This is a genomic window from Holdemania filiformis, assembly GCF_003459085.1.
Taxonomy (GTDB): Bacteria; Bacillota_I; Bacilli_A; order Erysipelotrichales; family Erysipelotrichaceae; genus Holdemania; species Holdemania filiformis.
Genome location: NZ_QRUP01000007.1, coordinates 81,582 through 106,108, shown reverse-complemented (window position 1 = coordinate 106,108; position 24,527 = coordinate 81,582). Strand labels below are relative to the sequence as shown.

Annotated in this window: 24 protein-coding genes; 5 read left to right on the top strand and 19 right to left on the bottom strand. The window is 49.1% G+C overall.

Going from position 1 to position 24,527, the window contains the following annotated elements; all coding sequences use genetic code 11:
* Positions 1–3 precede the first annotated feature (3 nt).
* The 11 genes from DWY25_RS07380 to DWY25_RS07330 form a co-directional block, all read right to left on the bottom strand.
* Positions 4–708: a GntR family transcriptional regulator gene (locus DWY25_RS07380; RefSeq protein ID WP_072685451.1), complete on the bottom strand. Its 705-nt coding sequence runs from the start codon at positions 706–708 to the stop codon at positions 4–6.
* Entirely contained in the window at positions 709–1,380 is a 672-nt protein-coding gene (locus DWY25_RS07375; RefSeq protein ID WP_117894695.1) for a hypothetical protein, read from the bottom strand.
* Positions 1,373–2,095 carry an N-acetylmannosamine-6-phosphate 2-epimerase gene (locus DWY25_RS07370; protein WP_006057916.1) on the bottom strand — a complete coding sequence of 241 codons (723 nt, stop codon included), beginning with the start codon at positions 2,093–2,095 and terminating at the stop codon, positions 1,373–1,375. Before DWY25_RS07370 ends, DWY25_RS07375 begins: the two co-directional genes overlap by 8 nt.
* 25 nt (positions 2,096–2,120) lie before the next feature.
* Positions 2,121–2,963, bottom strand: a complete 843-nt coding sequence (locus DWY25_RS07365) for a PTS system mannose/fructose/sorbose family transporter subunit IID (protein WP_117894694.1) — start codon at positions 2,961–2,963, stop codon at positions 2,121–2,123.
* Entirely contained in the window at positions 2,944–3,711 is a 768-nt protein-coding gene (locus tag DWY25_RS07360) for a PTS mannose/fructose/sorbose/N-acetylgalactosamine transporter subunit IIC (RefSeq protein ID WP_006057918.1), read from the bottom strand. The genes DWY25_RS07365 and DWY25_RS07360 overlap by 20 nt, the downstream gene beginning before the upstream one ends.
* 25 nt (positions 3,712–3,736) lie before the next feature.
* Positions 3,737–4,234, bottom strand: coding sequence for a PTS sugar transporter subunit IIB (locus tag DWY25_RS07355; protein ID WP_072685449.1), 498 nt, complete (start codon positions 4,232–4,234; stop codon positions 3,737–3,739).
* 63 nt (positions 4,235–4,297) lie between these two features.
* Positions 4,298–4,720: a PTS sugar transporter subunit IIA gene (locus tag DWY25_RS07350; protein WP_117894693.1), complete on the bottom strand. Its 423-nt coding sequence runs from the start codon at positions 4,718–4,720 to the stop codon at positions 4,298–4,300.
* Positions 4,717–5,823: an SIS domain-containing protein gene (locus DWY25_RS07345; RefSeq protein WP_117894692.1), complete on the bottom strand. Its 1,107-nt coding sequence runs from the start codon at positions 5,821–5,823 to the stop codon at positions 4,717–4,719. The genes DWY25_RS07350 and DWY25_RS07345 overlap by 4 nt, the downstream gene beginning before the upstream one ends.
* A 460-nt stretch (positions 5,824–6,283) precedes the next feature.
* Positions 6,284–7,129 (bottom strand): Nif3-like dinuclear metal center hexameric protein, encoded by an 846-nt coding sequence (locus tag DWY25_RS07340; protein ID WP_117894691.1) that lies wholly within the window; start codon positions 7,127–7,129, stop codon positions 6,284–6,286.
* Positions 7,130–7,192: 63 nt separating this feature from the next.
* The gene (locus tag DWY25_RS07335) at positions 7,193–7,456 is read right to left on the bottom strand and encodes a helix-turn-helix domain-containing protein (RefSeq protein WP_117894690.1); all 264 of its coding nucleotides are present in this window, start codon (positions 7,454–7,456) and stop codon (positions 7,193–7,195) included.
* A 310-nt stretch (positions 7,457–7,766) separates the two neighbouring features.
* Positions 7,767–9,650: a helix-turn-helix domain-containing protein gene (locus tag DWY25_RS07330; RefSeq protein WP_117894689.1), complete on the bottom strand. Its 1,884-nt coding sequence runs from the start codon at positions 9,648–9,650 to the stop codon at positions 7,767–7,769.
* A gap of 175 nt (positions 9,651–9,825) precedes the next feature.
* On the opposite strand from DWY25_RS07330, the gene DWY25_RS07325 reads away from it, so the two are divergent.
* From DWY25_RS07325 to DWY25_RS07310, 4 genes are read left to right on the top strand one after another with little or no spacing between them, the layout of a single operon-like run.
* On the top strand, positions 9,826–10,311 hold the full coding sequence (locus DWY25_RS07325; RefSeq protein ID WP_117894688.1) for a PTS sugar transporter subunit IIB: 486 nt from the start codon (positions 9,826–9,828) through the stop codon (positions 10,309–10,311).
* A 17-nt stretch (positions 10,312–10,328) separates the two neighbouring features.
* Positions 10,329–11,126 carry a PTS sugar transporter subunit IIC gene (locus DWY25_RS07320; RefSeq protein ID WP_117894687.1) on the top strand — a complete coding sequence of 266 codons (798 nt, stop codon included), beginning with the start codon at positions 10,329–10,331 and terminating at the stop codon, positions 11,124–11,126.
* Positions 11,119–11,940, top strand: a complete 822-nt coding sequence (locus DWY25_RS07315; protein WP_181981737.1) for a PTS system mannose/fructose/sorbose family transporter subunit IID — start codon at positions 11,119–11,121, stop codon at positions 11,938–11,940. The genes DWY25_RS07320 and DWY25_RS07315 overlap by 8 nt, the downstream gene beginning before the upstream one ends.
* A 14-nt stretch (positions 11,941–11,954) precedes the next feature.
* Positions 11,955–12,734 (top strand): ChbG/HpnK family deacetylase, encoded by a 780-nt coding sequence (locus tag DWY25_RS07310; protein ID WP_181981736.1) that lies wholly within the window; start codon positions 11,955–11,957, stop codon positions 12,732–12,734.
* Positions 12,735–13,019: 285 nt separating this feature from the next.
* Here the strand turns inward: DWY25_RS07310 and ftsH are convergent, their stop codons facing one another.
* The 6 genes from ftsH to DWY25_RS07280 form a co-directional block, all read right to left on the bottom strand.
* Entirely contained in the window at positions 13,020–14,942 is a 1,923-nt protein-coding gene (gene ftsH / locus DWY25_RS07305; protein WP_117894684.1) for an ATP-dependent zinc metalloprotease FtsH, read from the bottom strand.
* A gap of 21 nt (positions 14,943–14,963) precedes the next feature.
* Complete coding sequence (gene hpt / locus DWY25_RS07300) at positions 14,964–15,503, bottom strand: hypoxanthine phosphoribosyltransferase (RefSeq protein ID WP_117894683.1); 540 nt, start codon at positions 15,501–15,503, stop codon at positions 14,964–14,966.
* A gap of 21 nt (positions 15,504–15,524) precedes the next feature.
* The gene (tilS, locus tag DWY25_RS07295; protein WP_117894682.1) at positions 15,525–16,748 is read right to left on the bottom strand and encodes a tRNA lysidine(34) synthetase TilS; all 1,224 of its coding nucleotides are present in this window, start codon (positions 16,746–16,748) and stop codon (positions 15,525–15,527) included.
* Between the two features lie 150 nt (positions 16,749–16,898).
* Positions 16,899–18,794 carry a SpoIIE family protein phosphatase gene (locus DWY25_RS07290; protein ID WP_117894681.1) on the bottom strand — a complete coding sequence of 632 codons (1,896 nt, stop codon included), beginning with the start codon at positions 18,792–18,794 and terminating at the stop codon, positions 16,899–16,901.
* Positions 18,795–18,870: 76 nt separating this feature from the next.
* Entirely contained in the window at positions 18,871–19,443 is a 573-nt protein-coding gene (locus DWY25_RS07285; protein WP_117894680.1) for a hypothetical protein, read from the bottom strand.
* 232 nt (positions 19,444–19,675) lie between these two features.
* Complete coding sequence (locus DWY25_RS07280; RefSeq protein WP_244925947.1) at positions 19,676–21,082, bottom strand: MATE family efflux transporter; 1,407 nt, start codon at positions 21,080–21,082, stop codon at positions 19,676–19,678.
* 107 nt (positions 21,083–21,189) lie between these two features.
* Here DWY25_RS07280 and DWY25_RS07275 point away from each other — a divergent pair, with 107 nt between their 5' ends.
* Positions 21,190–22,065, top strand: a complete 876-nt coding sequence (locus DWY25_RS07275) for a LysR family transcriptional regulator (protein WP_117894679.1) — start codon at positions 21,190–21,192, stop codon at positions 22,063–22,065.
* 116 nt (positions 22,066–22,181) lie between these two features.
* Here DWY25_RS07275 and DWY25_RS07270 read toward each other — a convergent pair whose 3' ends face one another.
* A complete protein-coding gene (locus tag DWY25_RS07270; RefSeq protein ID WP_117894678.1) occupies positions 22,182–23,435 on the bottom strand; it encodes an MraY family glycosyltransferase in 1,254 nt (417 codons plus the stop codon).
* 59 nt (positions 23,436–23,494) lie between these two features.
* Positions 23,495–24,481 carry a rod shape-determining protein gene (mreB, locus tag DWY25_RS07265; RefSeq protein WP_083538691.1) on the bottom strand — a complete coding sequence of 329 codons (987 nt, stop codon included), beginning with the start codon at positions 24,479–24,481 and terminating at the stop codon, positions 23,495–23,497.
* Positions 24,482–24,527: the final 46 nt, after the last annotated feature.

Here is a 24,527-nt window from a genome sequence, read left to right as displayed (position 1 = left end):
TCCTTATTGATTGACTGTCCGGTAGTAATAGTTATAACGGGAGCCGATATACAGCATTTCCGTGTATTCGATCAGATCGTCGTCCTGGTCGTACATCCAGGTGATGTTGCGCAATAACGCCACATCCTTGATTTTCAACAACCGCTTTTCTTCTTCTGTCGGCATCATCGCCGTCATCTCGCCGTCGCTGTACTTAAACTGCGCGCCGTTTTCCTGCATGATCTGATAGACCGAGCCTTCGATCTTCCGCAAGTCCACGCTCGACATGTATTTCTGCGACAAATAGGTATAGCTGATTGCGATCGGCGTTTCATCCGCCGTGCGGATGCGCACGATGTAATGAATCGCATCGTCCGGACTCAGCTTCATTTTTTCCATCAGCTTCGGCAGTTTATCGGCCCGCTCGATCCGATATTCAATCAGAATCGCGCCCGGTTTCTGCCCCATCTTCGTGATGTCGTCAGTAAAACTCGTCAGGTTTCCGATCGCCTTGACGATCTGTTGGTTGTCGACAAAGCTGCCCTGTCCCTTGACCCGGCGGATACAGCCTTCCTGGGCCAGAATATTCAGGGCCTTGTTCGCGGTCATGCGCGAGACCTTAAACGCCTGCGCAATTTCAATTTCGTTGGGTAGTTGATCGCCCGGCTTGAGCACTTTATCGACGATCTGTTGACGGTAGTAATTAATTATTTGTTCATATTTATTCATTTAATCCAGCTCCGAGGGATCGCTGATCATCGCCATCAGCGATTTTCTATTCTTATCATTATTAGTATACCGCATTGCCTGGTTCAGGTAAATCTCTACCTGTTCCGGCTGGTTCTCATAATGGTAAAGTTTAGCCAGACGGAAAGCGATCAGCGACTTGATTTCGTCGTTTTCACATTCCGGCAGCGCCTCGGTCAGCTCCTGGATTAACGTGGTGTCTTTCTGGATGTAAATGCGGTCAAGCTGTTCCACTTCCCCACGGATCAGTTCCGCTTTCTGCCCCTTTTTCCCGTTTAACAACGGCATCAGCTGGTCGCGGCAGGTCTCGGCCAGCGCGCGGTCGCGAAATTGCAGAGCGTAGCCGAACATCCGGGAATCAAGCGCGATCTTTTCATCCGCGTTCATCTTCAGCGAAGCAAACTGCGCGTAGGTCGCGCGAACCTGATCATGATCCTGCAGATCAATAAAATAGTTCAGCTTCATCATCAACAGCGACACCTTGGAAAAATTAAACTTGCAGTAAGGGGAATCGAGCAGTTTGAGAAAGCTGTCCGTATCCTGTTTCATTTTGAACGTATACAGCTTCCGCAGCGCTTTCTCGCTCACCCATTTTTTATAGATCACGCTGCCAAACAAACACAGCAGCGTGATCCAGAGAATCGGGTTAGTCATGGAACCGGTTCAGCGCCCGGGCAAATCGTTTGGCCGTGATGTGCGGACGCGTGATCGCGTTGCCGACAACGACGGCGTACGCGCCCATATACAGGCACTGGACCGCGATCTCCGGTGTGGCCACCTTGCCCTCCATGATGACGCGGGCACCGGTGCCTTTAACGGCATCGACGATATCCCGAAGCAGAATATAATCCGGAGCGTCCTTGATTTCCAGCTTGTCGAAGGCGCCGGCTTTCGTATACCCGGCTAAGGTTGGGGCGACGAAATCCGCACCCATTTCCGCAGCGATCCGCGCGTCCTCCGCAGTGCTGACATCAGCGAAGATCAGCGCTTCCGGAATGTTTTCCTTGATTTCCCGGATTGTTTCATACGCCAGCTTGCCATCGTCGCGGTAGTGATGCGTCGCCTGCACGGCGATGATCTCCGCGCCGGCTTCCCATACCGCTTTCGCCGCTTCCAGATTCGGTGTTAAATAAACGTCCTTCACATTGCGGTTAATTTTCCAGATTCCGATGACCGGCAGATCGACCTGCGCCTTGATCGCCCGGATATCCTCCGGGGAATTCGCGCGAATGCCTTTCGCTCCTGCCCAGGCCGCGCACTCCGCGAATTTGACGGTGATGCCTTCCATATAATGAGGTTCCTCCGGCACCGCCTGGCAGGAAACGATTAAGCCGTCTTTCAGACTTTCCAGCACTTCTTGTTTTTTCATTCCGTTTCACCCCTGTTTCATTCGATTACAACAGACCCAAAGCGACAGCCACAACGCCCAGAACCAGCAGGGCGATCATGATGACCGTGCCGGAATAGCGTTTCTGTAAGCCCCAGTAGCACGCGAAGGTCAGACCCAGCGGCAGAATCTTCGGACAGATTGCGTCAAAGATCTCCTGCAGGACAACCTGCGCCCCGTTGATGTTCAGCACCGTAACCAGATTGACGTTGACCATGGAAGCCATCATCGCGCCGATAACGACCAGACCCATGATGCGGGCGGCTTCCGTCAGCTTGTTCAGCGTGCCGTCTTCGGAGATCCGGGTCAGGAATTCGCTGCCGCCTTCATAACCGATTTTGAAGCCGACGCGGCGGACGATTTCCGATGGAATAAAGTTGATCAGGAAATACAGGATCGGGCCTAAGATGTTGCCGGCGACCGCTAACGGCGCGCCGACACCGACGCCGATGACGCGGAAGGTGCCCCAGAAGAAGCTGTCACCGATGCCGGCTAACGGTCCCATCAGAGCTGCCTTGACGGAGTTGATCGAAGCGACGTCAAATTCACCGTCCGGAGCGCTGGCGCACTGTTCCTCCATCGCGCAGGTGATCCCGATGATAAATGGACTCGGTGTGGTCGCGCAGTTGAAGAATTCCAGGTGGCGTTTGACGCCGGCCTTCATCTTCGCTTCATCCTCGCCGTACAGCTCGCGGATAGCGGGCATCATCGTCCAGGCGTAGCCTGTCGACATCTGACGTTCATAGTTGAAGCATCCCAATAATTGATAGTGACGATTATAAACTTTCTTTAAGGTTTTCGAGCTTAATTTCTTCATGCCGATCGTCATCTTACAGTTCCTCACTTTCATCGCTGGCGCTCATGGAGCCGGACTTGCCGCTCGGAGCGAACTGGTAGTAAACATAAGCGCAGATTACGCCGATCACCGCTGCGGCAATCGTGCTGACGTTGAAGAAAGCGACTAAAGCGAAGCCCAGGAATAAGAACGCCGCGAACTTCTTGTCAAAGGTCAGCTGAATCAACATCGCGATTCCTAACGCCGGAAGCAGGTTGCCGGACTGAGCCAAACCGGACTGGATAACGGCCGGAATGTTGTTGACGATCGCCGTGATGACGTCGCCGCCGATTAAGAAGCCTAAGAAAATCATCGTGAATTTGAAGACGAAGTACAGCGCGCTGCCCATCCAGTTGGACATTTCAACGCCCTTCCAGTCGCCCTTGTCGGCGCATTTGTCAGCGCGGTGCGCGAAGGTGGTGTTGAGGATGCAGACGCCGATGGAGCCGACCTGAGCCAGCAGTGCGATCGGAATCGCCAGGGCCAGTGTGGTTTCGTAGGAAGCGCCGGTTTTGATTGCCAGCGCAGTGGCGAGCGCACTGCCGACAACGACATCCGGCGGTGTGGATGTTCCGATACCAACTAAGCCCATCCAGACCAGTTCCAGATTGCCGCCGATGATTAAGCCCATGGTGAAATCCCCCATGATCAGGCCGACGATCGGGCCGATGAGAATTGGCCGGTCCAGCATGTGCTGACCGCCGATGCGGCTTTCCATGTAGATCAAGGTTGCGACGAGCGCGACTAAGAATCCCTGAAGCATAAGTTTTTGCCCTCCTTATAATTTTTTATTTGGCAAATATTTTTTCAATGTCTTTGAAGTTCATGCGGTCCTGAGACGGTGTGATCTGCGCAAAGACTTCCACACCGGCGTCGGCCATTTTCTTGGCGCATTCAAATTCCTTCTGCGTCATGAAGACCTGCGGCAGCGTCGGAATGTAGTCTTCGCCCGGCTTCTTGTTGACGCCGGCTGTGCCGATGTTGAGCTTGGCGATCCCCTTGACGCGTTCCCAGATGTAGCAGGCATCTTCGACGGTTTCCGTGACCAGGAATATTTTCTTCCGGTCGTTGATCGGATTGTTCAGCGCCTTGATCGAATCGTCGCGGGTCTTGATGATCAGTTTGACGCCGGCCGGTTTGGCCAGCTTCATCGTTGCGGCTTTAAAGCTGTCCCCTGCCGCCTCGTCGTTGGCTACCAGAATCGTTTCCGGCTTGATTGCGGAAGTCCAGGACACAGCCACCATGCCGTGAATTAACCGGTCGTCCGCTCTGACTAAAATAATCATAAAATCCTCCTTTCCTTTTTATAACGCCTGATTCAGTTCAGGTCATTACCTCAATGATTTTGCTTACAGCTCGTCGTCCTCGGTTAGATCTGCTTCTTCCGCTTCAGCGTTCAGCGTGTTCATGCACATCATTTCCGCTCTTGCACGCTCCACGATCTGCGCAGCCAGCTCCGGTGTAATGTCTTCGCTCTGATAAACCATTTCCAGCACTAACGGAAAGTTGACGCCGGTGACCAGCACAAACGGGATTTCCCGCATCAGCTTCGCAGCGATCTGATTCACGCTGCCTCCGGCCAGATCGGTCAGAATGACAAGGTTGCCCGGCTCCATTGCCGCCAGCTTAGCGCGCAGCGCTTTTTCAAATTCATTATCCTCGACATAGGCGTTGATATAATGAATGTTAGCGGCGTCGCTGTTGAAGAAATGAATCGCGTTGGCCAGCCCTTCGGCGAGCGTGGAATGAGTGGCGATCAGAAATTGATTCATGCTTGTTCCTCCGGTTTCTTATGAGCGAACGCCCGGCGTTTCGGCGGGTAGACGCTGGTGTCGTAGCCGATCGCTTCACAATTGCGGGCCGCCATCAGCTGGAAGGGAACAACGAAGGCCAGCGGACTTAAGTCGGGCGCGATCGGACTGCGGAAATGCAGATCCTTTGGATTTGTCGCTTGTTGATCAGCATAGAACACAAAGACGTGCTCGGTCACTTCATTCTCCCGGATCCAGTCCAGAAACAGCGGAATCCGTGATCGTTCAACTTCATTGCTTGCGATGAAATACAGGTAGGTTTGATCGTCGAATGCCATCTGCGGCCCGTGAATCAGTTCCTCCAATTCATAGGCGCTCAGCGGCTTGTGGAAGGTTTCATACATTTTCAGAACGCCTTCCAGCGCGGTCGGATAATTTGTTCCATAAGCGGCGATATGCCCCTTTTTCATGTTCAGCAGTTCCGGTTGATTGCGATCAATCCATTGCTGGACTTCTTCGATCAAGGCATCGAAATGTTCGAGCATCGTTTCCGCTTCCTTTAGTTTCTCTTCACTTTGCGCTTTCTCCAGCTGACCCAGCGCCGAGGCGATTTCAACCGCCCACAGATAGCCGGTCAGCAGCGTGATGATGTAGCCGCGGGTTTCGATCGGGATTTCTTCCTTGCCGCAGGTTAACGGTACGACGACGTCGACTTCGCGGGTGATCAGGCTGGATAACGCTTCCGTCAGCGCAACGGTAAAGTAGCCCGCATTTTTAGCTTTGCGCATCGCTTCCACGGTGGAAACGCTGGTGCCTGACTGACTGATGCCGACGACCAGAATCTGCCGCGGCTGATAGATCGCGTTGTTATTGATCTGCGTATAATTCGTAAACACCGTCGGAATCACGACTTCCGCTTCCACCTTCAGATACTTCTCAAACCAGTTTTTAAAGCTCAGCGCTGCGTGATAGCTTGTTCCTGACCCCAGAAAGTAAACTTTCCGGATATCCTGGTTTTGGAATAATTTAATCATTGGATCGACGAAGCAGGCTCTTTCGGCAAACGACTGACGAAGCGCCCGGCCCTGGTCAAGAATATATCCCGCCATCGTAGGTTTTTCCATATTTTTCCTCCTGTATATTCATAATTTTATTTCTTGTATATACATAATATATTTCATGAATACGCTTACGTCAAGATAAAATTGTAGATTTTTGTAGGATTTTCGCTGATGTTATGACTAAAACTATTCTTATAGACAGTTTTGTAATCATTTAATCAAGTTATTATAATGATTCAGTTTGCTTTTATTCTTTAAGAATCATCCCGCTTTCTCCCCCTATCCTAGCATTATATATGTATAATCATTTAACAATATTCCTATATCTTTATACTTTTTATTTCTTTTCATCGCCAGGTTCGCTCTCTTTCCGTCTTGTTTCGCTTTCTTCTTCAAAAAAAGCAGCACTCTGAATTCCACAAAAAAAAGTCAGCCCTTTGTACAGCTGACTTCAGTTCTTGATAAATCCTTTTCTTATGTGAAAGAAACTGACTTTAGATCGTTGAGAAAAGATTTAGACAGGTTATGCGATCATGAATTCATACATATCGCCGGACTGGATATAACGGCAAGGAATCGCTTCGCCCAGCGCTTCCGGAATATAATGGACCATGTATTCCATTCCCGGTTCCTCCGTATTGAAATGGCCGACCGCCAGAATCGCCTTCGGCATCCCCAGCATCGCGCTGTCACGGATATATTCGCTGACGGTAAAGTCGATCAGTTCCATCGAGATCAACAGGTCGATGTTTTCCTGGTCGATCCGGGTAATCATGTCGTTATCGCCGCCCAGGATATGGCTGGCAATCGCAACTGTCCTGACCTTCGCCTCCGTGTTCCCCAGCATTTTTAAACCAGTCAGATGGAATTTCTCCATAATCTGACGTCCAATTTCCTTAACGGGCGTTTCCGGCATCTCAAAAATCATCGGCCGGGCCGGATCGCAGCTGAGATATTTTTCCCAGCCTAAAGTGACCATGACGCCGTGGAAAATCCCGTCCACATAACCGCCGTTCATCGGAATTCCGGAATGGATATAATCATGATCACGCCAGACGACAATGCCGGTTTCATCCAGCAGCTGCTTTTTTGCCAGAAACGTTTTATTCTGGGCTTCCTCCAGCCAGTCGGTATGATCGCCATGATTCCAGAACAGCGCTTCATGACTGATGATCAAATTGGCACCGCACGCATTGGCCTTGCGGATAACATCAACCGAAGCGTAACACGTCGTTACGATGCCTGTGCATTCCTGATCCGGATTCCCATAGAGAATCTGGTCGCGGGTCGTCGCGTCGTCGATCGGCTTCCCCTGGGCAATTCCGCGGTGATACTTTTTCATTTTTTGGATTACTTCACTGATTTTCATAAAAGACCTCCTGGTTGTATTGTAACCCCTTTCCCGGCATTTTTCTATTCTTTAATCCCCGGATTATAATTCAGGGTCTTCACACCCAGGTTCTGAAAACTCATAATCGTTGATCTCCGGAAAATCAAGAAACTCGGCCATCGTCATATCCAACGCATAAGCGATGCGGAAAATAGTGACCATTCCCGGATTTTTATAAAGACCGCTGACAATCCGCGTCAGCGTCCGCTCACTGATCTTGGCTTTCTGACTTAGTATTTCGAGGGAGATCTGCTTTAACTCGCATAATTCCTGTATTCTTTTCGCTAAGATTTGATTGTAATCCATATCTGTTCCTGCCTTATTTTCTGCAATGATTGTTAAAATTTAATCATTAATTTTTTTACTTTCAGAATAATGTAACTCTCAGGTTAATTATTCCTCTTTATTATAATCGATATTTACCACAACTAAGAAATGGATTTCATTCATTTTTTAATTTAATATCTTTTTATCTCTAAAATACTTCAATCTCTATACTTTTCATTCTAATTCGCAATTTAAAAAAATTAGATTTCGTAAAGACCTAAAACTTGAAAAGTTTCATTTCAACTGTTAATCAGTTTATTAATTTAAGAATAATACACCTTAAATTATATTACAACCAATGACTTAAGTAACTATCAAGAGTTCCCAAATCAGGATTAGTTCTCAGATCTTCATAAAACAGTTCATCGTTCGCCAGCAAAACAAGCAAAGAATCGATCAGCCGCAGATTGGCTTGGGTCGGATAATATTTTATTATGACAATCGAACGCGATTTTAGGGAGTCCGGTAATGGTTGTGATGAGCTGTATTGACAGAGGAATAATTCAGCATTACATGGTTTTTCCACAGGAATCAACTGAAACTGAATTCCATTGCAAATAATCGATTTAGAACTGGCATTCCCCCACTCCGGTATCTCACTAACTGTGGTAAATGCACAGCTTTGTACACTTTGAATCGCAGATGTGGAAACATGACCGTTCATAAGAATGAACCGAGATAAATTACGAATATCATCAAAATGTTGGTCTAATACATAAAACCGTGGATGATTTCCTAAATGCAGTACCTGATCGACAATATATACTTCATTCTCCTTCGGCGTCATTGTTGTTTCAGAGCCCCGGCTAATAATCTGAATTGATTCATATAAGGATGATGGTACGCAACGGATAATATTCTCCCGTAAAAGCATATTATCGACCAGGCTTAAACTGGAAATAATTTTAATCTGACAGCGCTGAAACTGCAGCGGCAGCGACTGGATATAACGCTGAAAAATATCCATTACCTCGACCATTTGCGACTCGCGGATTTCGGTCTGGAATTCCTGTTTTACAAGCGCCAGTAATTCGTCTTTCATTTCCAGAAGTAATGGATCCTTACTCATCGCAAAACTTCTGCCGCTCAGATTAAAAGCTTTGAATCGAAGCATTTCAAAATGATCGCGCAAGACTAACTTCGAAACAGAATTATGCAGAGCATCTAAGAATAACGGTTCTTTTATAGAACAATGCAAGGTATGTTCAAAGAAGTCCTGAATTTTCTGAGTGAGTTCTTTCGTTTTATTTTCAAACAGCAGTGCAAAATTCTCATAACCAGATTCTTCTACTTCAACATATTCTTTTAAAATTAGAATCAGTATCGCCAGTGCTGAGATTTCTTCTGAAGTAATTTCATCCAACGACCCCAGTTCTTGAAACAGCTTTTTAGCAAGGGCTGCTTCCCAGGTTTGTTTCAAGACTTCCAACGTTGGATCTTCCCATAAATTCATAAAAAATCCGCGGTGAATTCGATTCTGACTAATGATCAAATAGTTCTTGATAATCCGTAAGCTATTCGTACTAAAAAGCTGAACTTCCTGGGGTGACAGCTGATGCATAACTTTTTCAATTTGTGCTGCTAACTGTGGATTCGCCTCATTAAAAATCAGGTCCTTATTTAGACCAATCAGAATCCGCGGATTCACAAATCCGGTCAGAGCAACCAGGCATAACCGCTGATAGAATTCGTTCCCTGTCACGTACAGGCCATGACGGGGAACATTCTGAATTTTAATATTATAACCTTCCAGGAAATCACGAGCCCATTTGATCGACCGGCGCAAGCTTGATTTCGAATAGTTCAGCTCAGCAGCAATGTGATCTACAGATATTTCCCTCCGCCCAGAGCTTAGCAACATTAAGGATATAACTGTTGAGTGAATTAAATGTACCGCTGCCTGCGGATTATTATAATGTCTGTAATATAATTCTACACAGAGCTGTTGTTTTTGATTAAATATACTTTGATTCAAAATTTTATATGTTATCGATTCACCGTGATCCAAAAACCGCACGCCAAAGAAATTTTCCATCTCCTTCAGTTTTTTCCAATCATTTTTAAGCTCATAGTCAGACAACATAAAATAAGCCTGGAATTCAGTGATAAGGACCTTTTCATTCTTTATAATATACGCGACTTCTAAATAATGGCGAATTCGATAATTCAGCATTTTTCATCACATCCTACTTTGATTATAGGAGTCTTTTATTTTCCCTGCAATTTTTTTTCAAATTTTAACAAAAAAACCCGCTTCGTAATGCAGAAATAATATCGTATCATAGAAACAGATATTAATATCACGACAAATAAATCATGCAGCTGCAAGTTAAGTAAGGAGGAAAAACATGATTGTACAACTACGTCTTGACGAACGCTTGATTCATGGACAAATCACAACCGCTTGGTCGCGCGCCCTGGATATTGACACCATCTTGGTCGCTAATGATCATGCCGCAGGTAACGTATTATTACGCAACACTTTGATGATGGCACGACCTGCCGATAAAAAAGTCGCGATTAAAAGTATTACGGATACGCTTCACCTATTGAAAGATCCGCGAGCTGAGAAAATGAAAATTCTTATCCTCGTCGATAATCCAAAGGACGCCCTCTGCCTGGCTGAAGAATTGAATATTCATTCCATCAACATCGCCAACTATTTAAAGAAGAAATCGCCGGATAAAATTAAAATTGCGGATTACTGCAGTGCTGATAAAGAAGATTTTATTCTTTTTGAGAAACTGATAGAGGGGAATCGCGAAGTCTTCTCGCAAATGGTCCCCAATTCAGAAAAGCACGACTTTAAAGTTCTTCTACACCGTGCAAAATAAGGAGGAAAATTATATTTATGATGGAGGCTATACTCGCCGCATTAAGTTATTGGGTCGTTTGGTGTTTAGATAATATTACTGGAACACAGGCACTCTCACGCCCATTAGTTTTAGGTACTGTAACCGGTTTATTCTGCGGAGATATGAAAACCGGTATTATTATGGGAGCTACCTTGGAAGCCATCTACTTAGGCGCCGTTGGCGTTGGTGGTGTTGTCCCTTCCGATTGGCGTACAGCAACTACGGTATCCATCGCTTATGTCGTACTGACAGGCATCGACATAGAGGCTGGACTTGCAATTGCCGTCGCTCTGGGAACATTAATGAATTCGTTTAAACCCATTATCAATGCATGCGAAAATGCATTGCATCCTATATTTATGAATCTGGCTCAGAATGGTGAATATAAAAAATACCGAATTGCGATGTATCTGGATTTGTTCATTGTCAAAGCCGGTATTAATACAGTCGTGATCTTCCTATTTATCTTACTGGGCTCCAGTGCAATTGATGCGTTCATCGGTTATGTACCCGCCTTTGTTTTTAATGGCTTAAACGCATCAGCGAATCTGTTAGTCGTCATTGGTCTTGCTTTAATTACTCGTTCGATCTGGTCACCAATTACAGGTGTGTTTATCGTCGCCGGTTTCATTCTGGCAAAATATATGGGCTTAGGTATGATTCCGATTGCGGCTCTTGGTTTTGTCATCGCTTTTATTAGTTATCACAATGACCTGCGTTACGATGAACTTTCAAAAAAACTGTCTGCTGCTGAAAGTGGACAACATCAGGAAGGAGAGGATTTCTTTGCCTAACGCCGAGATGACATCTCAGGAAAAACATATACTGCGCCAGAGTTTTCTTAAAAACATGGGGCTGATGATGTCAACCAATCAAATTACGTCACAATCAAAAGCTTTTGCTTGCAGCATGCTCCCGGGACTTGATATATGGTATAAAGATGATCCTGAGAAAAAAAAGGAGATTTTTGCCCGGCATGCCGGAGAATATTTCAATACACAGACGATCATGGCCGGATTAATCAGCGGAATTGCGCTGGCTATGGAAAAACAGCAGGCAGAATCCGGCGAGGATCTTTCAGAAACAATCACGAGCGTCAAATCAGCTCTGATGGGACCTACCGCAGGAATTGGTGATTCTTTATTTAACAACTGCTGCCGAATTATTATCGCCAGTGTTGCGATCGGTCTAGCTGCCAATGGAAATCTCTTAGGTCCATTATTCTTCGTCGTACTCTTTGGCGGCGGCACTTTAATTTTGAAATATTTAGCAACTCTCATTGGTTATCAACAGGGAGTAACCTTTGTCAATGAAGCTTTCAGTAAAGGAATTATCCCGATTATTACAAAGGCTGCGACGATTCTGGGTTCTCTAATGGTTGGTGCCTTGGTTGCGACTAACTGCAAAATCAATATTGTCTTAGCGCCAACTATTAATGGGGTTTCCCTATCTATTCAGGAAATCCTTGACGGCATTGCTCCGGGAATTTTATCGATACTTTTATTTTTCTGGGTTTTTAGTCGAATTCAGAAAGGAAGCAGCCCGACCAAGTTGATCTTCCTATTGATGGGCATTTGTATTGTACTTGCCTTCTTAGGAATCTTTTAAGGCGGAGCATGAATATGAAATTAATTGTTCAATCGGATGATTATGGATTCACTCCAGCCGTTACTTACGCAACTCATGAAGCAATCCGGGATGGAATTATTCGTAACACAGGCTTATTTGCGAATATGCCTGCGGCCTCCCTGGCCGTTCAGTTAATTCAAGATTGTCCTGATGTTTGTTTAGGAATTGATATCAATCTGGTATCTGGCTTTCCTTGCGCAGATCAATCGCAAATTCCTGCTCTCATCGATCATGAAAGCGGGGAATTTATTCGATCCACAGTACGAAAGGCAGATTCCCGTTGGATGAAAGAAGATCTTTATCCTTACAATGAAGTGAAAATTGAAACACAGGCACAAATTGAGCGATTTATCAGTTTGACACACGGCCGAAAACCCGCATATATTCATGGACATTCCATTGGCGAATCCAGCGCCAATTACCGACAGGCACTGCATGATGTTGGTCTTCAGTACGGAATTCCCTTTACCCGCGATATTTGGGCAGCCCTCGGCGTGGTACGCACACGCAACCAACTCAAAAAAACGATGCTGGAGCAACTGGAATACAGCAGTGAAGAAGATATTCTGGCTCAATTAGAACATTTGACAGATCAGACTTATGTCAGAATCGGTGGACACTGCGGATATGTTGATGCTCAACTGTTCGCTTATTCAACCTGTACCCTTTCAAGAATCCAAGACTATCAAATGTACACCTCGCCAAAAATCAAAAAGTTCATTAACGATCATCAGATTGAGCTTGTGCGCTATAACGAGATTTACTCTCTTTAAATCTTGCTTCTAAAATTCAAATTCGCATTTCGAATGAAGAAAACGGAACTCAGTATCGGGCTTCCGTTTTTTATATAAGACTCAAAGAAATACAGTTTCCAAAAACATAGTATTCCTGATTCCAATATTCTTCATGATCAAAGATTGTCAGTGATTACATCGTAATGATATCCCAACTCAAATACGAAATGCTTATTCTTTAAGTAAAGAAAATCAAATTTTTGGGACATTGAACTCACCACTAGAAAAGAAAAAGACGGCCGCATTGACCATCTTTCAGCTTATCTATTCTGTTTCCGTTTCAGGCTGGCTTGTTTCCTCAGTTTCCACTACGGTCGGGGATTCCGGTTCTGCCGAAGAAGCCGCTGCCGCCTTCATTTCCGGCGTTGGCAGATCCAGGAACGGTTCGCCCTTGATAATCTTATCAATCTGTTCCGCCGTCAGCGTTTCATTTTCAATCAGCGCTTCCGCGATCTTGATCAGTTCTTCTTTGTGTTCCAGAATGATCTTCTTCGCTTCGTCATGGCACTGATCGATAATCTTGCGGATTTCCTGATCAATTTCAAACGCAACCTGGCCGGATACGTTGCTTGAGGAATTGTAATCACGGCCCAGGAAGACGTTCTGCTGACCATGATCATACTGGACTGGACCGAGATCGCTCATGCCGTACAGCGTGACCATATCCCGCGCCATTTTCGTCGCCTGTTCGATATCGTTCACCGCGCCGGTTGTGATATCGTCAAAGAAGACTTCTTCCGCGACGCGGCCGCCCATGTAGCCGGTGATCGCCGACATCAGGTCGTTCTTCGTGTTCATGATCTTTTCTTCCTTCGGCGTCATCAGGTTATAACCCCCGGCGGTGCCGCGCGGAATGATCGTTACCTTCTGAACAATATTGGAGTTTTCCAGATTCAGGCCGACAATCGCATGGCCGGACTCATGGTAAGCCACCAATTTCTTGGATTTCTCATCATATTTTCTGGATTTCTTGGCCGGCCCCATCATGACGCGGTCAATCGCTTCATCCAGATTGTGCATGTGGATCAGATCGCTGTTCTCCCGCACCGCCAGAATCGCGGCTTCGTTCAGCACGTTTTCCAGATCCGCACCGGAAAAGCCCGGCGTCCGCTTCGCTAAAGCATCCAGATCAATCTCCGGAGCCAGCTTTTTGTTGCGGGCATGGACTTCCAGAATCGCCTTGCGGCCTCTGCGGTCCGGCAGAGAAACGGTAATTTGACGGTCAAAACGGCCCGGCCGCAAGAGTGCCGGATCGAGGACGTCGGGCCGGTTGGTCGCCGCAATCACGACGATACCGGCATTGTCCGTAATGCCGTCCATCTCAACTAACAGCTGATTCAGCGTCTGTTCCCGTTCATCATGGCCGCCGCCTAACCCCGCACCGCGCTGCCGGCCGACCGCATCGATTTCATCAATGAAGATCATACACGGCGCTGTCTGCTGCGCTTTTTTAAACATATCGCGGACACGGCTGGCGCCGACACCGACGAACATTTCAACGAAATCCGAACCGGAAATCGAATAGAACGGAACGTCCGCTTCACCCGCGACCGCCTTCGCCAATAATGTTTTACCAGTACCCGGCGAGCCGACCATCAGGATGCCCTTCGGAATCCGCGCGCCCATCTTGGCAAACTTCTTCGGCGATTTCAGGTAGTCGATAATTTCCGCCATTTCCTGTTTTTCTTCATCGCACCCGGCAACGTCGTCAAAGCGAACCTTGATGTTGCCTTCCAGCCGGGCCCGGGATTTTGAGAATTCAAAAGCCTTGTTATTGCCGCCGCCGTTCATCTTGGAAATCAGGAAGAACGCCATCGCGCCGAAAATCACAAATGGAATTAACGATAAGATCGTATCTAAAAACAGATTCGATTCGTTCATGTCGCTGACCTTGACGTCAGCGGCTTCCAGCGCGCTCATCAACGCGTCGACTTCAGTTTCCGAACGCGGTACGGAAGCGGTAAAGCCGACCTTCTTGCCGTCCTGCTCGAAAACACCCTTGATTTTAATCACATTGTCGCCGACCGTCACTGCGCTTTCGGTGACTTTCTGTTCTTCAACTAACTTTTGAAACTCGTTGTAGGTCAGATTCTGTGTCGCAGTCCCGGTGTTCATGTTCATTAAACTGAACAGCGCCAGGATCACAATCAGATACGGAACAAAATTGATCCAACGATTATTACGCATTGTATCACTCCTTCGCTAGCGTTACTTGTAGCATTCTTCTTTCAGGACACCGACAAAAGGAAAATTACGGTACTTCTGATTGAAGTCCAGTCCAAATCCGACTACGAATTCGTTCGGAATTTCAAAGCCGGTATAATCCGCCTCAATATCGACGACCCGGCGATCCGGCTTGTCGAGCAGCGTGACGACGCGCACCGTCTTCGCGCCTTTGTTTTTCAGCATCGCCTTGACGGTTTTCAACGTTCTGCCGGTATCGACAATGTCTTCGACCAACAGAATGTCCAGATTTTTGACAGAGCAGTCCAGATCCTTGATAATCTTGATATCGCCGATCGACTCCGTGCCTTCATAGCTGGAAACGTCCATGAAATCAAACTGAATGTCCAGATCGATGTGCTTGATCAATTCTGCCAAAAAAGGGACGGATCCCTTCAACAACGCGACTAACAGCGGCGGTTGTTCATTGTTCTTGTACTCTTGGGTAATTTGTTGTCCTAACTCTTTGCAGCGAGCTACGATTTCGTCTTCATTGAGTAAAATTTTTTCTAAACATGGATGCATAGTCAAACCTCCAGAATATCCCTATTTTATCACAAAACAAGTTGGATTGTTAGAGTAATGTGCGACATTACAGCCTATTTTCGGGACCAGAATGATCTCACCGCGGCAGTTGACGACAACCGGCCAGCGCCGGCGCTGATCCGGCGGGATCTTTCTGTCGATAAACCACCGGTTTAAACGCTTTGTGCCGAACCGGAGCTGAATCGCATCCTGGGGATGGGGATTGCGGATTGTGATCGGAAAGTCTTCCTGATATAAAGTGACCGCTTCCGTGGATTCTCCGTTCTCCGCGATCCTGAAATACGGCGTCGCGAACAATTCTATTTTATCCAGAACATAACAATAAGATACCTCATCTGTGAAGTCAAGTGAAAAGAATCCGTAAGCCGCCTGAAAGCGCCGGTCTTTACTGAAACTTACGTCGAAATTCCCGTTTTTCTGCTTCAGCGCTTTGATCAGCTCGATGAGAAAGGCTTCCGATGGCGGAACCACGCCCTGTTCCTGCATCCACGCCCGCAGGAAAATCCGTTGTTCCGCTTCGCTCAGCGCGAGAAATATTTCCTGGGAAATGACTGGATCCGCGGGATTCAGCTTCGTTTTGACAGCTTCCTTCTTTTTCTGACGACTGCGGTTGCGCGCCTTCAGTTTTCTGACTTCACTCCGCTTCTCTGCTTCGCTGAGTTTCGCCAGCTCATGATGCCGCAGCTGATTGCGGCGGTAATCGTCGCTCAGATTGGACTCGTCGATCCCATAGGCAATTTTGTGTCGGTCACAGTATTCCTGCAGCTGCCGTTTCGTCCAGCTTAACAGCGGCCGGACGACGACCACGCCCAACACCCGGCCTTCTTCCCGGATGCCCAGCACTTCGCACTGCCTTCCGGACTCCTGCTGAAGCAGCGCTGTTTCCAGAAAATCATCCAGATGCTGCGCGATCAGAACGCCTGCCGCCGCTTCCTGAACAGCCAGCCGCGCAAAGAAGGCATACCGTGCCTCGCGCGCCCAGGCTTGAAAGTTTCCAGACGTTTCCTTAACCGGATCCAGCGAATAAAACGGAATCGCATAATTTCGGCAGTAGGCTTCAACGATCTGTTGGTCGCGGTCCGCAGTCGGCCGGTGATGATAATTCACATGGGCGCACACGATGGTCACACGATGTCGGCGGCACAAATCCAGAAGCGCCATCGAATCGGGACCGCCGGAAACACCCACGATCCACTTTTTTTCCGCCAGCTGATTCCATCGCATTGTACCGCCTCCTTCCGCTTGAATTCCTGGTTTATTTATTGAACCACAGAAATATTCTGTTGCCAAGCGATTCGCCTGCGACAATCCCGGATTATTGTATAAATTCAGGCTTTTTTTCTGTTTTGAAGTCCAAAATGTGAAAAACCCGCGTCAGCGCTTGCTGACACGGGCGATTAACACGGTCACGTCGTCGGCGCAGCCGGTTTCCTCCATCGCCTGCAGACCGGTTTCAATCCGCTGCAGAATCTGATCCGGATCGCCGCCGCGGATCCACTGATCGAGCACTTGTTTTTCCACGCCGTCGCTGCTCATCACGAAGCAGTCCTGATCCTGGCAGTCAATCTGAAAGCAATCCGTTTCAATTTCCTGAATGATCCCGATCGGCAGTGATTCGCCGCTGATTTCCATGATCTGATCCTCCCGGATCAGATACGTCGGACATGCACCGGACTTACTCAGGAACGCTTGGTGGCGGCGTTGGTCATAACACAGGAAATCCAAGGTCGCGAACAACTCCCGCTGATCGGCGTGAAGCAAAGCGTTGATGCTCTGCACCGCCGCTTCCACCGGCAGCTTGGCGCTCAGCATTCGCTGCAGCACCTGCGTAACAAATTGGGAACTGCGCGCTGCCTGAGGGCCGCAGCCCATCCCGTCGCTGATCGTGCAGATCGTCGTTTGACCGTTGCGGAACACCGCGCTGGTATCGCCGGAAACCTCAGGATCTTTTTTTAAGGTAAATAACCTTGTCTTCAATGTTGAAGGCTGAGAGGTCGACAACTCCAGCCGGCTGCCGGTGTAGAAAATCCGGTTGCGCTGAAACCGCGTCACTTTCAGATCCGGATCGATGACCATGTGGATCAGAGGCAGGACGACTTCCTCCAATTCGCTGTGCGACAGCTGGGAGAAATCGATCACCACCTGCAGCGGGCCTTCCTCCCACTGCTGGACATGGACGCGCTTGACTTCAAAGTGATACCCTTCCAAAAGATTCACCAGTTTATCGCTCAGCGCTTCGTCATCCACAACGCTTTGCTTCATCTGCATCGCCACGGTATCCAGAGCGTCGGCCATGCCCTCCAGAATTCGCGACTGACTTGGCTGAATCGGCTCAAAATAATCGGCGATCAAATCAAAGATATGCGAAAACTGCGATAGCTGGTGCAACAAAGTCCGCTTGCGGCCTTCAATCCGCTGACCGTTCAGCGTCTGCTTTTCCTCGCTCACCCACCGCTGCGCGATCTGCGAGGCCGGGAACTGCTGAGCAGCCAGAAAAATCACGATGCCCGCGGCCAGCGACCAGGCCGGCTGCTGGGTCCAGATCAACGGCACCATCCAGCCTAAGAAACGCATCCATCCCAAATCCTGCCGCAGGATGTTCATCAATAACAGCGCCGCGCACCAGACCGGCGTATGGCTGCCGATGGGAAAACAGAACAACAGGCCCAGACACAACGCCAGGTATTCGCGCACCGGCATCGTCATAGCCAGACATGCCATCACCAGCACCGACGCCATCCACGCGCCTTCCAATGGAAAGATCCGCATCATCGGATAGATCAGACTGCATCCGAGAATTCCCAGCATCATCATACTGAGCTTGAATTCCGTATCGATCCACATCCAGTCCGACTGCGTGAAGCGGCAGATCAGGACGCTCGCCCCCGCCGCGGCCAGGCCCTGCGCGAAGGCCGTTCCGGTCGCCAGACTGGCCAACAGCACGTTCAGACCGCAGATCATCGGAAACCACGCGAATAAATTCTGCCGCAGCAGCTGGATCAGACAGATCAGCAGCAGGAAGAAGACCAGCAGCAGCAATTGACAGTAAAATCCCGCAAAGCCGGAGAAACAGCTGCCAGCCAGCGTACCGATCGCCGCCGCCATTCCCTCTCTGCGGTTGCGCTGATAGAAAAAGGCCAGTCCGGGATAAAGAAACACTGCGGATCGGAACGAAAGCGCAGTGAAGAAAAAACTGAAAACTAAAAACCCATCGCTCCTATGAAACCTCTGGAGCCATGCCGTTGACTTCTTTAGGGTCAGCTGACTCATATTTTTCACCTTCTTAAGGCTATTGTAAGAAAGCTTCGCTGAAAACCCTGTCGAATCTTCCAGTTCTTATGAAATTCTAAAGCATCAGACATTCTTTGACGCGGTTGACAATATGACGGAACAGCGCGCTGTTTTCAGGAATCGTCGCTTTGACGTCTATAATCCGGGCGGTATTGATGTATTTGCAGTCGTTCAAAAACAGCACCGACTCTTTTTTCATGCCTTCGATCAAACCAATCCGCATCAGATGCCGGCGTCCGTTCGGACATTCGACCGGGTCATACGCCATTTTATAGGTTGCCGGGTTGGACGTCATCGGCACGACGAACGCTTTGCCATTGCAGAAGGACAGGATCACGCCGAAGTGCTGGAAACCCGCCTCGTTCAGATACGCCTGGCCAAAGTCAATGTAGCAGATATCGCCGATCTTCGCTTTCACACCCAGCTGGACGCAGCTGCGGGCATCCTTGCGGTTGAGCCAGTTCGCTTCGCTGACCAGATGACAATGCGCCTGCCGGACCGACAGCGCGGAAAATTCTTCTTCCTTTAATGAGAGATACGCTCCCCACTGTTCCTTGAGCGACGGATCTTCACTGTAAATCGGCGACAAATTCAAAGCCGGACGTTCAAGCATCAGGTTATTTTTCATTATTCTTCACCTTCCTGATTATAATGTTGCCCGATTTCGCATTTTTCCTGCTTTCTTCTCGGTTAACGAGAATTATTTTTTTCTGCGTGCCGATTTCCTCTGTCCGCCGCTGGTCCGCGTGCCGCAAGGCGATCACGTTCCACCTCATTCGATGTCAAAGAAAAACCTGACTCTTTCATCAGGTTTAGTTCTTACCTTAATTTTTGTTTTTCATTCAAGAATCCCAACGGGATTAAGCCTGACTTTCAATCCATTCCGCGGCCGTTTCTTCAGCCATGCTTTCCGGCTGGATCGCTTCCTGCGGAATATCGAAACGTTGCCGTTTCACCACGCGATAGAAGAACACCGACATCGACGCCGCGATCAGCCAGCCCACCGGCCAGGACAGCCAGATCCCGGTTAAACCCAGACCCAGAACTGTTGAGAAAAGACCGGCGCAGACGACGCGGATAATCAGATCGGTCAAGGTCGCCGTCATAAACAACTTCATCCGATTCACTCCGCGCAGCACCCCGTCCGCAATCAGCTTCACCGCGATCACCAGATAGAACGGCGACACAATGCGTAAAAACATCACGCCGGCGGACAAGGCCGCCTGATTGCCGTCGGTGATAAACAAGCCGACAAACGCCGGGCCAGCCGCTAAATACAGACCCGCAAAGACCAGCGCGATCAATCCCGCCAGTTTGATGCCCGCCGAAAGTCCCGCTTCAATCCGTTCAGGAATCCCAGCCCCGGCATTCTGCGCCGTATAATTGGACATCCCGTTGCCGATTGCGGTAATCGAAGTGATCGTCATGTTGTTCAGCTTCACCGCCGCGGAATAGCCGCCCACCGCCGCCATACCGAAGCCGTTGATCATGCTTTGAATCATGATGTTGCCGACGGAAATAAAGCCCTGCTGCAGAATACTCGGCACGGCAATCAACGTCAGCTCTTTCAGACAAGCAGCGGAAAACAGCGGTGCCTTTCCGCTTTCCGGAAGACTTTTCAGCCGTTTCAGCACGACGCCCAACGCCGCAGCCGCCGCGACCCCCTGGCATAGAAACGTCGCCCAGGCTACCCCGGCCACGCCCATGTTCAGCTGCGCGACAAACAGGATGTCCACGAAAACATTGGTCACGGAAGACACCGCCAGGAAATAAAACGGCGTCCGCGAATCACCCAGCGCTGAGAAAATCCCCGTCGCGATATTGTAGATCAAAAGAAACAGGAAGCCGCCCAGATAAATCAACAGATATTCCAAGGAATCCCCGAAGATCTCCGCCGGCGTCTGGATCAGTTTCAATAAGAAGTCCGCGCCGATCAAGCCCAGGCCGGTCAGCGCCAGTCCGATCGCCGCACTGGCGATCAGCGAGGTCGTCACGGCCGTTTTCAGCCGGTTATAATTTTTTGATCCGAAGTGCCGCGCCACCACGACCGATGTGCCGATATTGCAGCCAAACGCAAACGCGATATAAATCAATGTAATTTCATAGGAATTCCCCACGGCCGCCAACGCCGACGTGCCGATCCAGCGGCCGGCCACAAAGCTGTCGGCAATGTTATAAAGCTGTTGGAAAATGATGCTGCCAAACAATGGAAGCGAATATTTCCACAACACAGAAGCCGGTTTTCCCACAGTTAAATCCTTATTCATAAAAAACCCCCTATCCAGCTTTCCAAGTATAGCACCGTTCATGTATAATAAGTAATAGTTAATATTGATCAAAATGATAACTTACCGTTATGAAAGAAGGATGAATTATGGAGTTAACCCAGCTTCGCTATTTCGCCGCCGTCGCCGAGCTTCAGCACGTCACCCGGGCTGCGGAACGCATGCACGTCGCTCAACCTGCGATCACCAAATCGATCCACCGGCTGGAAGATGAACTTGGCGTTCCTCTGATCGCCTCGCGCGGCCGCAACATCGTGCTGACGGATTATGGCTGCGCGCTTTACGGCATGCTTCGCGAACCGCTGACCGCTTTGGATCAGATTCCTGATCAGATGCAGCAGCTGGCCCGGCGCAGCGCCTGCACACTACACATCAATGTCCTGGCGGCTTCCCGGGCCGTGACGGACGCCGTGATCGCCTACAAGCATGATCATTCAGAAATCTTATTTTCCATCATGCAGAATGAACTGACGCAAATCTGCGATTTGTCTGTTGATACGCTGACCGAGAAACGCAGTGCTCCGGAAACAGCCGAGAATACCGTATCCTTCCAGGAACAGATTCTGCTTGCGGTGCCCTCCCATTCCCTTTACAGCGGTTTGCACTCCATCGATCTGAAAGAGCTGAAGGAAGAAGGCTTTATCTGTCTGGCCGGCAACCGGAAGTTCCGCAAGATCTGCGATCAATTCTGTCAGATGGCCGGTTTTCATCCGAAGATTATTTTCGAAAGCGACAGCCCGGCGACAGTCCGCAATTTGATCGGCGCGGGCAGCGGCATTGGCTTCTGGCCGGAACACACCTGGGGTGCGGTCGGCGAAGACGTCAAGCTCATCCCCATTGCGAATCCGCAGTGCTGCCGGGAGTTACAAATCTCACTGCATCCGCAGGATAGTGCCCGAACAGCTCTGGTTCATCCGTTTTATCATTATCTCATTCATTATTTTGAGAGTTTATTTGAAGCTTAGGAAAGAAACTGGTGATTCAACACTCTTTCTCTGTCGAAAAGACAATATCGCCACATTGAAAAACACGGAATTCATGAAGTATGCAAACCCTCCAAATTCCGTGTCTTTTTTAACCTTTATTTTAAATCTTCACTTTCCTCAGAATCTGCTTCGTTTTCATCCGAAAGATCTTCATCTTCCGATGTTTCCGCATCCGCAAGCTGATCCTCATCTTCCTGATCATCCGTTTCTTCCTCGGCTTCGGTTTCTGTCAGCACTTCGCTGGCATCACCCGGATCCGTTTCCTCGAGTAACGCCTTCTTCTTCGGATGTCCTGTTAACCGCCGGCACAAACCTAATAACGGATGCCATTTCGGATTGATCATCTCCGTTGCTTCCACGAAGATCTCGGCGACGATCGTCAGCACCACGAGCATGATCATGCCCCATTGTTCATTAAAATAGCTTAAGACGGCAGTTCCGCCAAACAGCGCCGTCACCAGGTACAGCACCAGCACAGTGTTGCGGTGTCCCAGTTTCAGCTTATACATTAAGATGTGATGCAAATGCGAGCGGTCCGCCTGCATGATGCCCTTACCGCTCAGCTTCCGCCGCACCATCGCGATCAGCGTGTCGGAAATCGGAACGAACAGAATGATCACCGGGAAGCCCAGCGTGATAAACGTCGTCGTCTTAAATCCCAGCAGCGACAAGCAGGCCAGCGTGAACCCGAGGAACAACGCGCCGCAGTCACCCTGGAAGATCGACGCCGGATGAAAATTGTACGGCAGAAACCCGGCGATCGCGCCGGCCAGGATCAAGGAGATCACCGGAATATCCCGGCGCCCCATAAAGAAACCGATGAAGCCGATAGTGCAGACAACGATAAAGCAGATCCCGGCCGATAAGCCGTCCAGCCCGTCGATCAGGTTGATCGCGTTGGTCACGCCGACAATCCAGATAAATGAAACAAGAAAGGAAAACGGCATCATATTGATCTCTATCCCAAACGGCAGAGTGATCGACGTCAGACCGATGCCGCCGACCAGGATCGCGATCAGCGCCCCGGCGACTTCAAACAACAGTTTTTTTAATGGCGACAAATTGATCATGTCGTCGAGCAAGCCGCCCAAAAAGACCACCGAGCCTCCGATCAGGATCCCGTTGATGGTCGAGTCAGCCTTCAAAAAACAGGCCATTGAAATCATAAAGGCGACGAAAACGGCCAGACCGCCCATCTGCACTATCTTTCCATGATGAACCGTTCGGTTGTTTTCCACCGCGTACACCTTTAAGGCGAATCCGATGCGCTTGGCAATCGGTACGCAGATCAGAGAAATCACAAACGGCAGCGCAAAGAACGGAAAGGCGCCTTCAATCAAATGCAGCATTGAAAGTACCCCCAGACTACGATAAAGAAATATCGCTGGATCAGCGATATTGTTGGTTACTAGCGAACAAGATGCAGATTCTCAAGCATGACGCCCGTGCCTTCCGCTACGCAGGACAACGCGTTTTCAGCGACATACACCGGAACGTTCAGCTCGTTGATCAGCAGCTGGTCGATCCCCTGCAGCAGCGCGCCGCCGCCGGTTAAGACTACGCCGCGGCTGACGATATCCGCACTCAATTCCGGAGGTGTCTGTTCCAGAACTGTACGGCAGGCCCGGACGACGTCCTGCAGGCTTTCGCGCATGGCCAGTTCTGTTTCTTCCGAATTCAGCGTGATCGTGTGCGGCAGACCGGTGACCAGGTCACGCCCGCTGACATCCATCGAATCGCTGCGGCTGCCTCTCCAGGCCGTGCCGATGCGCTTCTTGATTTCTTCCGCGGTGCGGTCGCCGATCAACAGCTTATAGCTTTCCTTCACATATTTGATCAAATCACGGTCGAGCTTATCGCCCGCAATCTTTAAGGACGTGCTGGTGACAATTTCACCCAGGGATAGAATCGCGACGTCGGTCGTACCGCCACCGATATCCAGAACCATCGAGCCTGTCGGCTTGGCGATATCCAGGCCTGCGCCGATCGCCGCAACCTTCGGTTCCTCCTCGATGTAAACGCGCTTGGCGCCGCAGCGGTAAGCCGCGTCCCGGATTGCGTTGCGTTCGACGGATGTGATGTTCGACGGGCAGCAGATCAGAATCGTCGGACGGGAGAACATTCCCTTCAGTTTCAGCTTGCGGATAAAATGCTCAAGCATCAGCTCGGTGACTTCAAAGTCGGCGATGACGCCGTCCTTTAACGGACGGATCGCACTGACACGGCCCGGCGTTCTGCCCAGCATTTCCTTCGCGTCCTGGCCGACAGCCAGGCACTTCTTCGTTTCTGCATCTAATGAAACAACGGAAGGCTCGTTCAACACGATGCCCTCTCCTTTAACGTAAATTAATGTATTCGCGGTACCTAAGTCGATACCTACTTCTTTGGTAAACAACATAAACCAACCTCCGCATCTCGTGTAAACACAAACATTATAACAC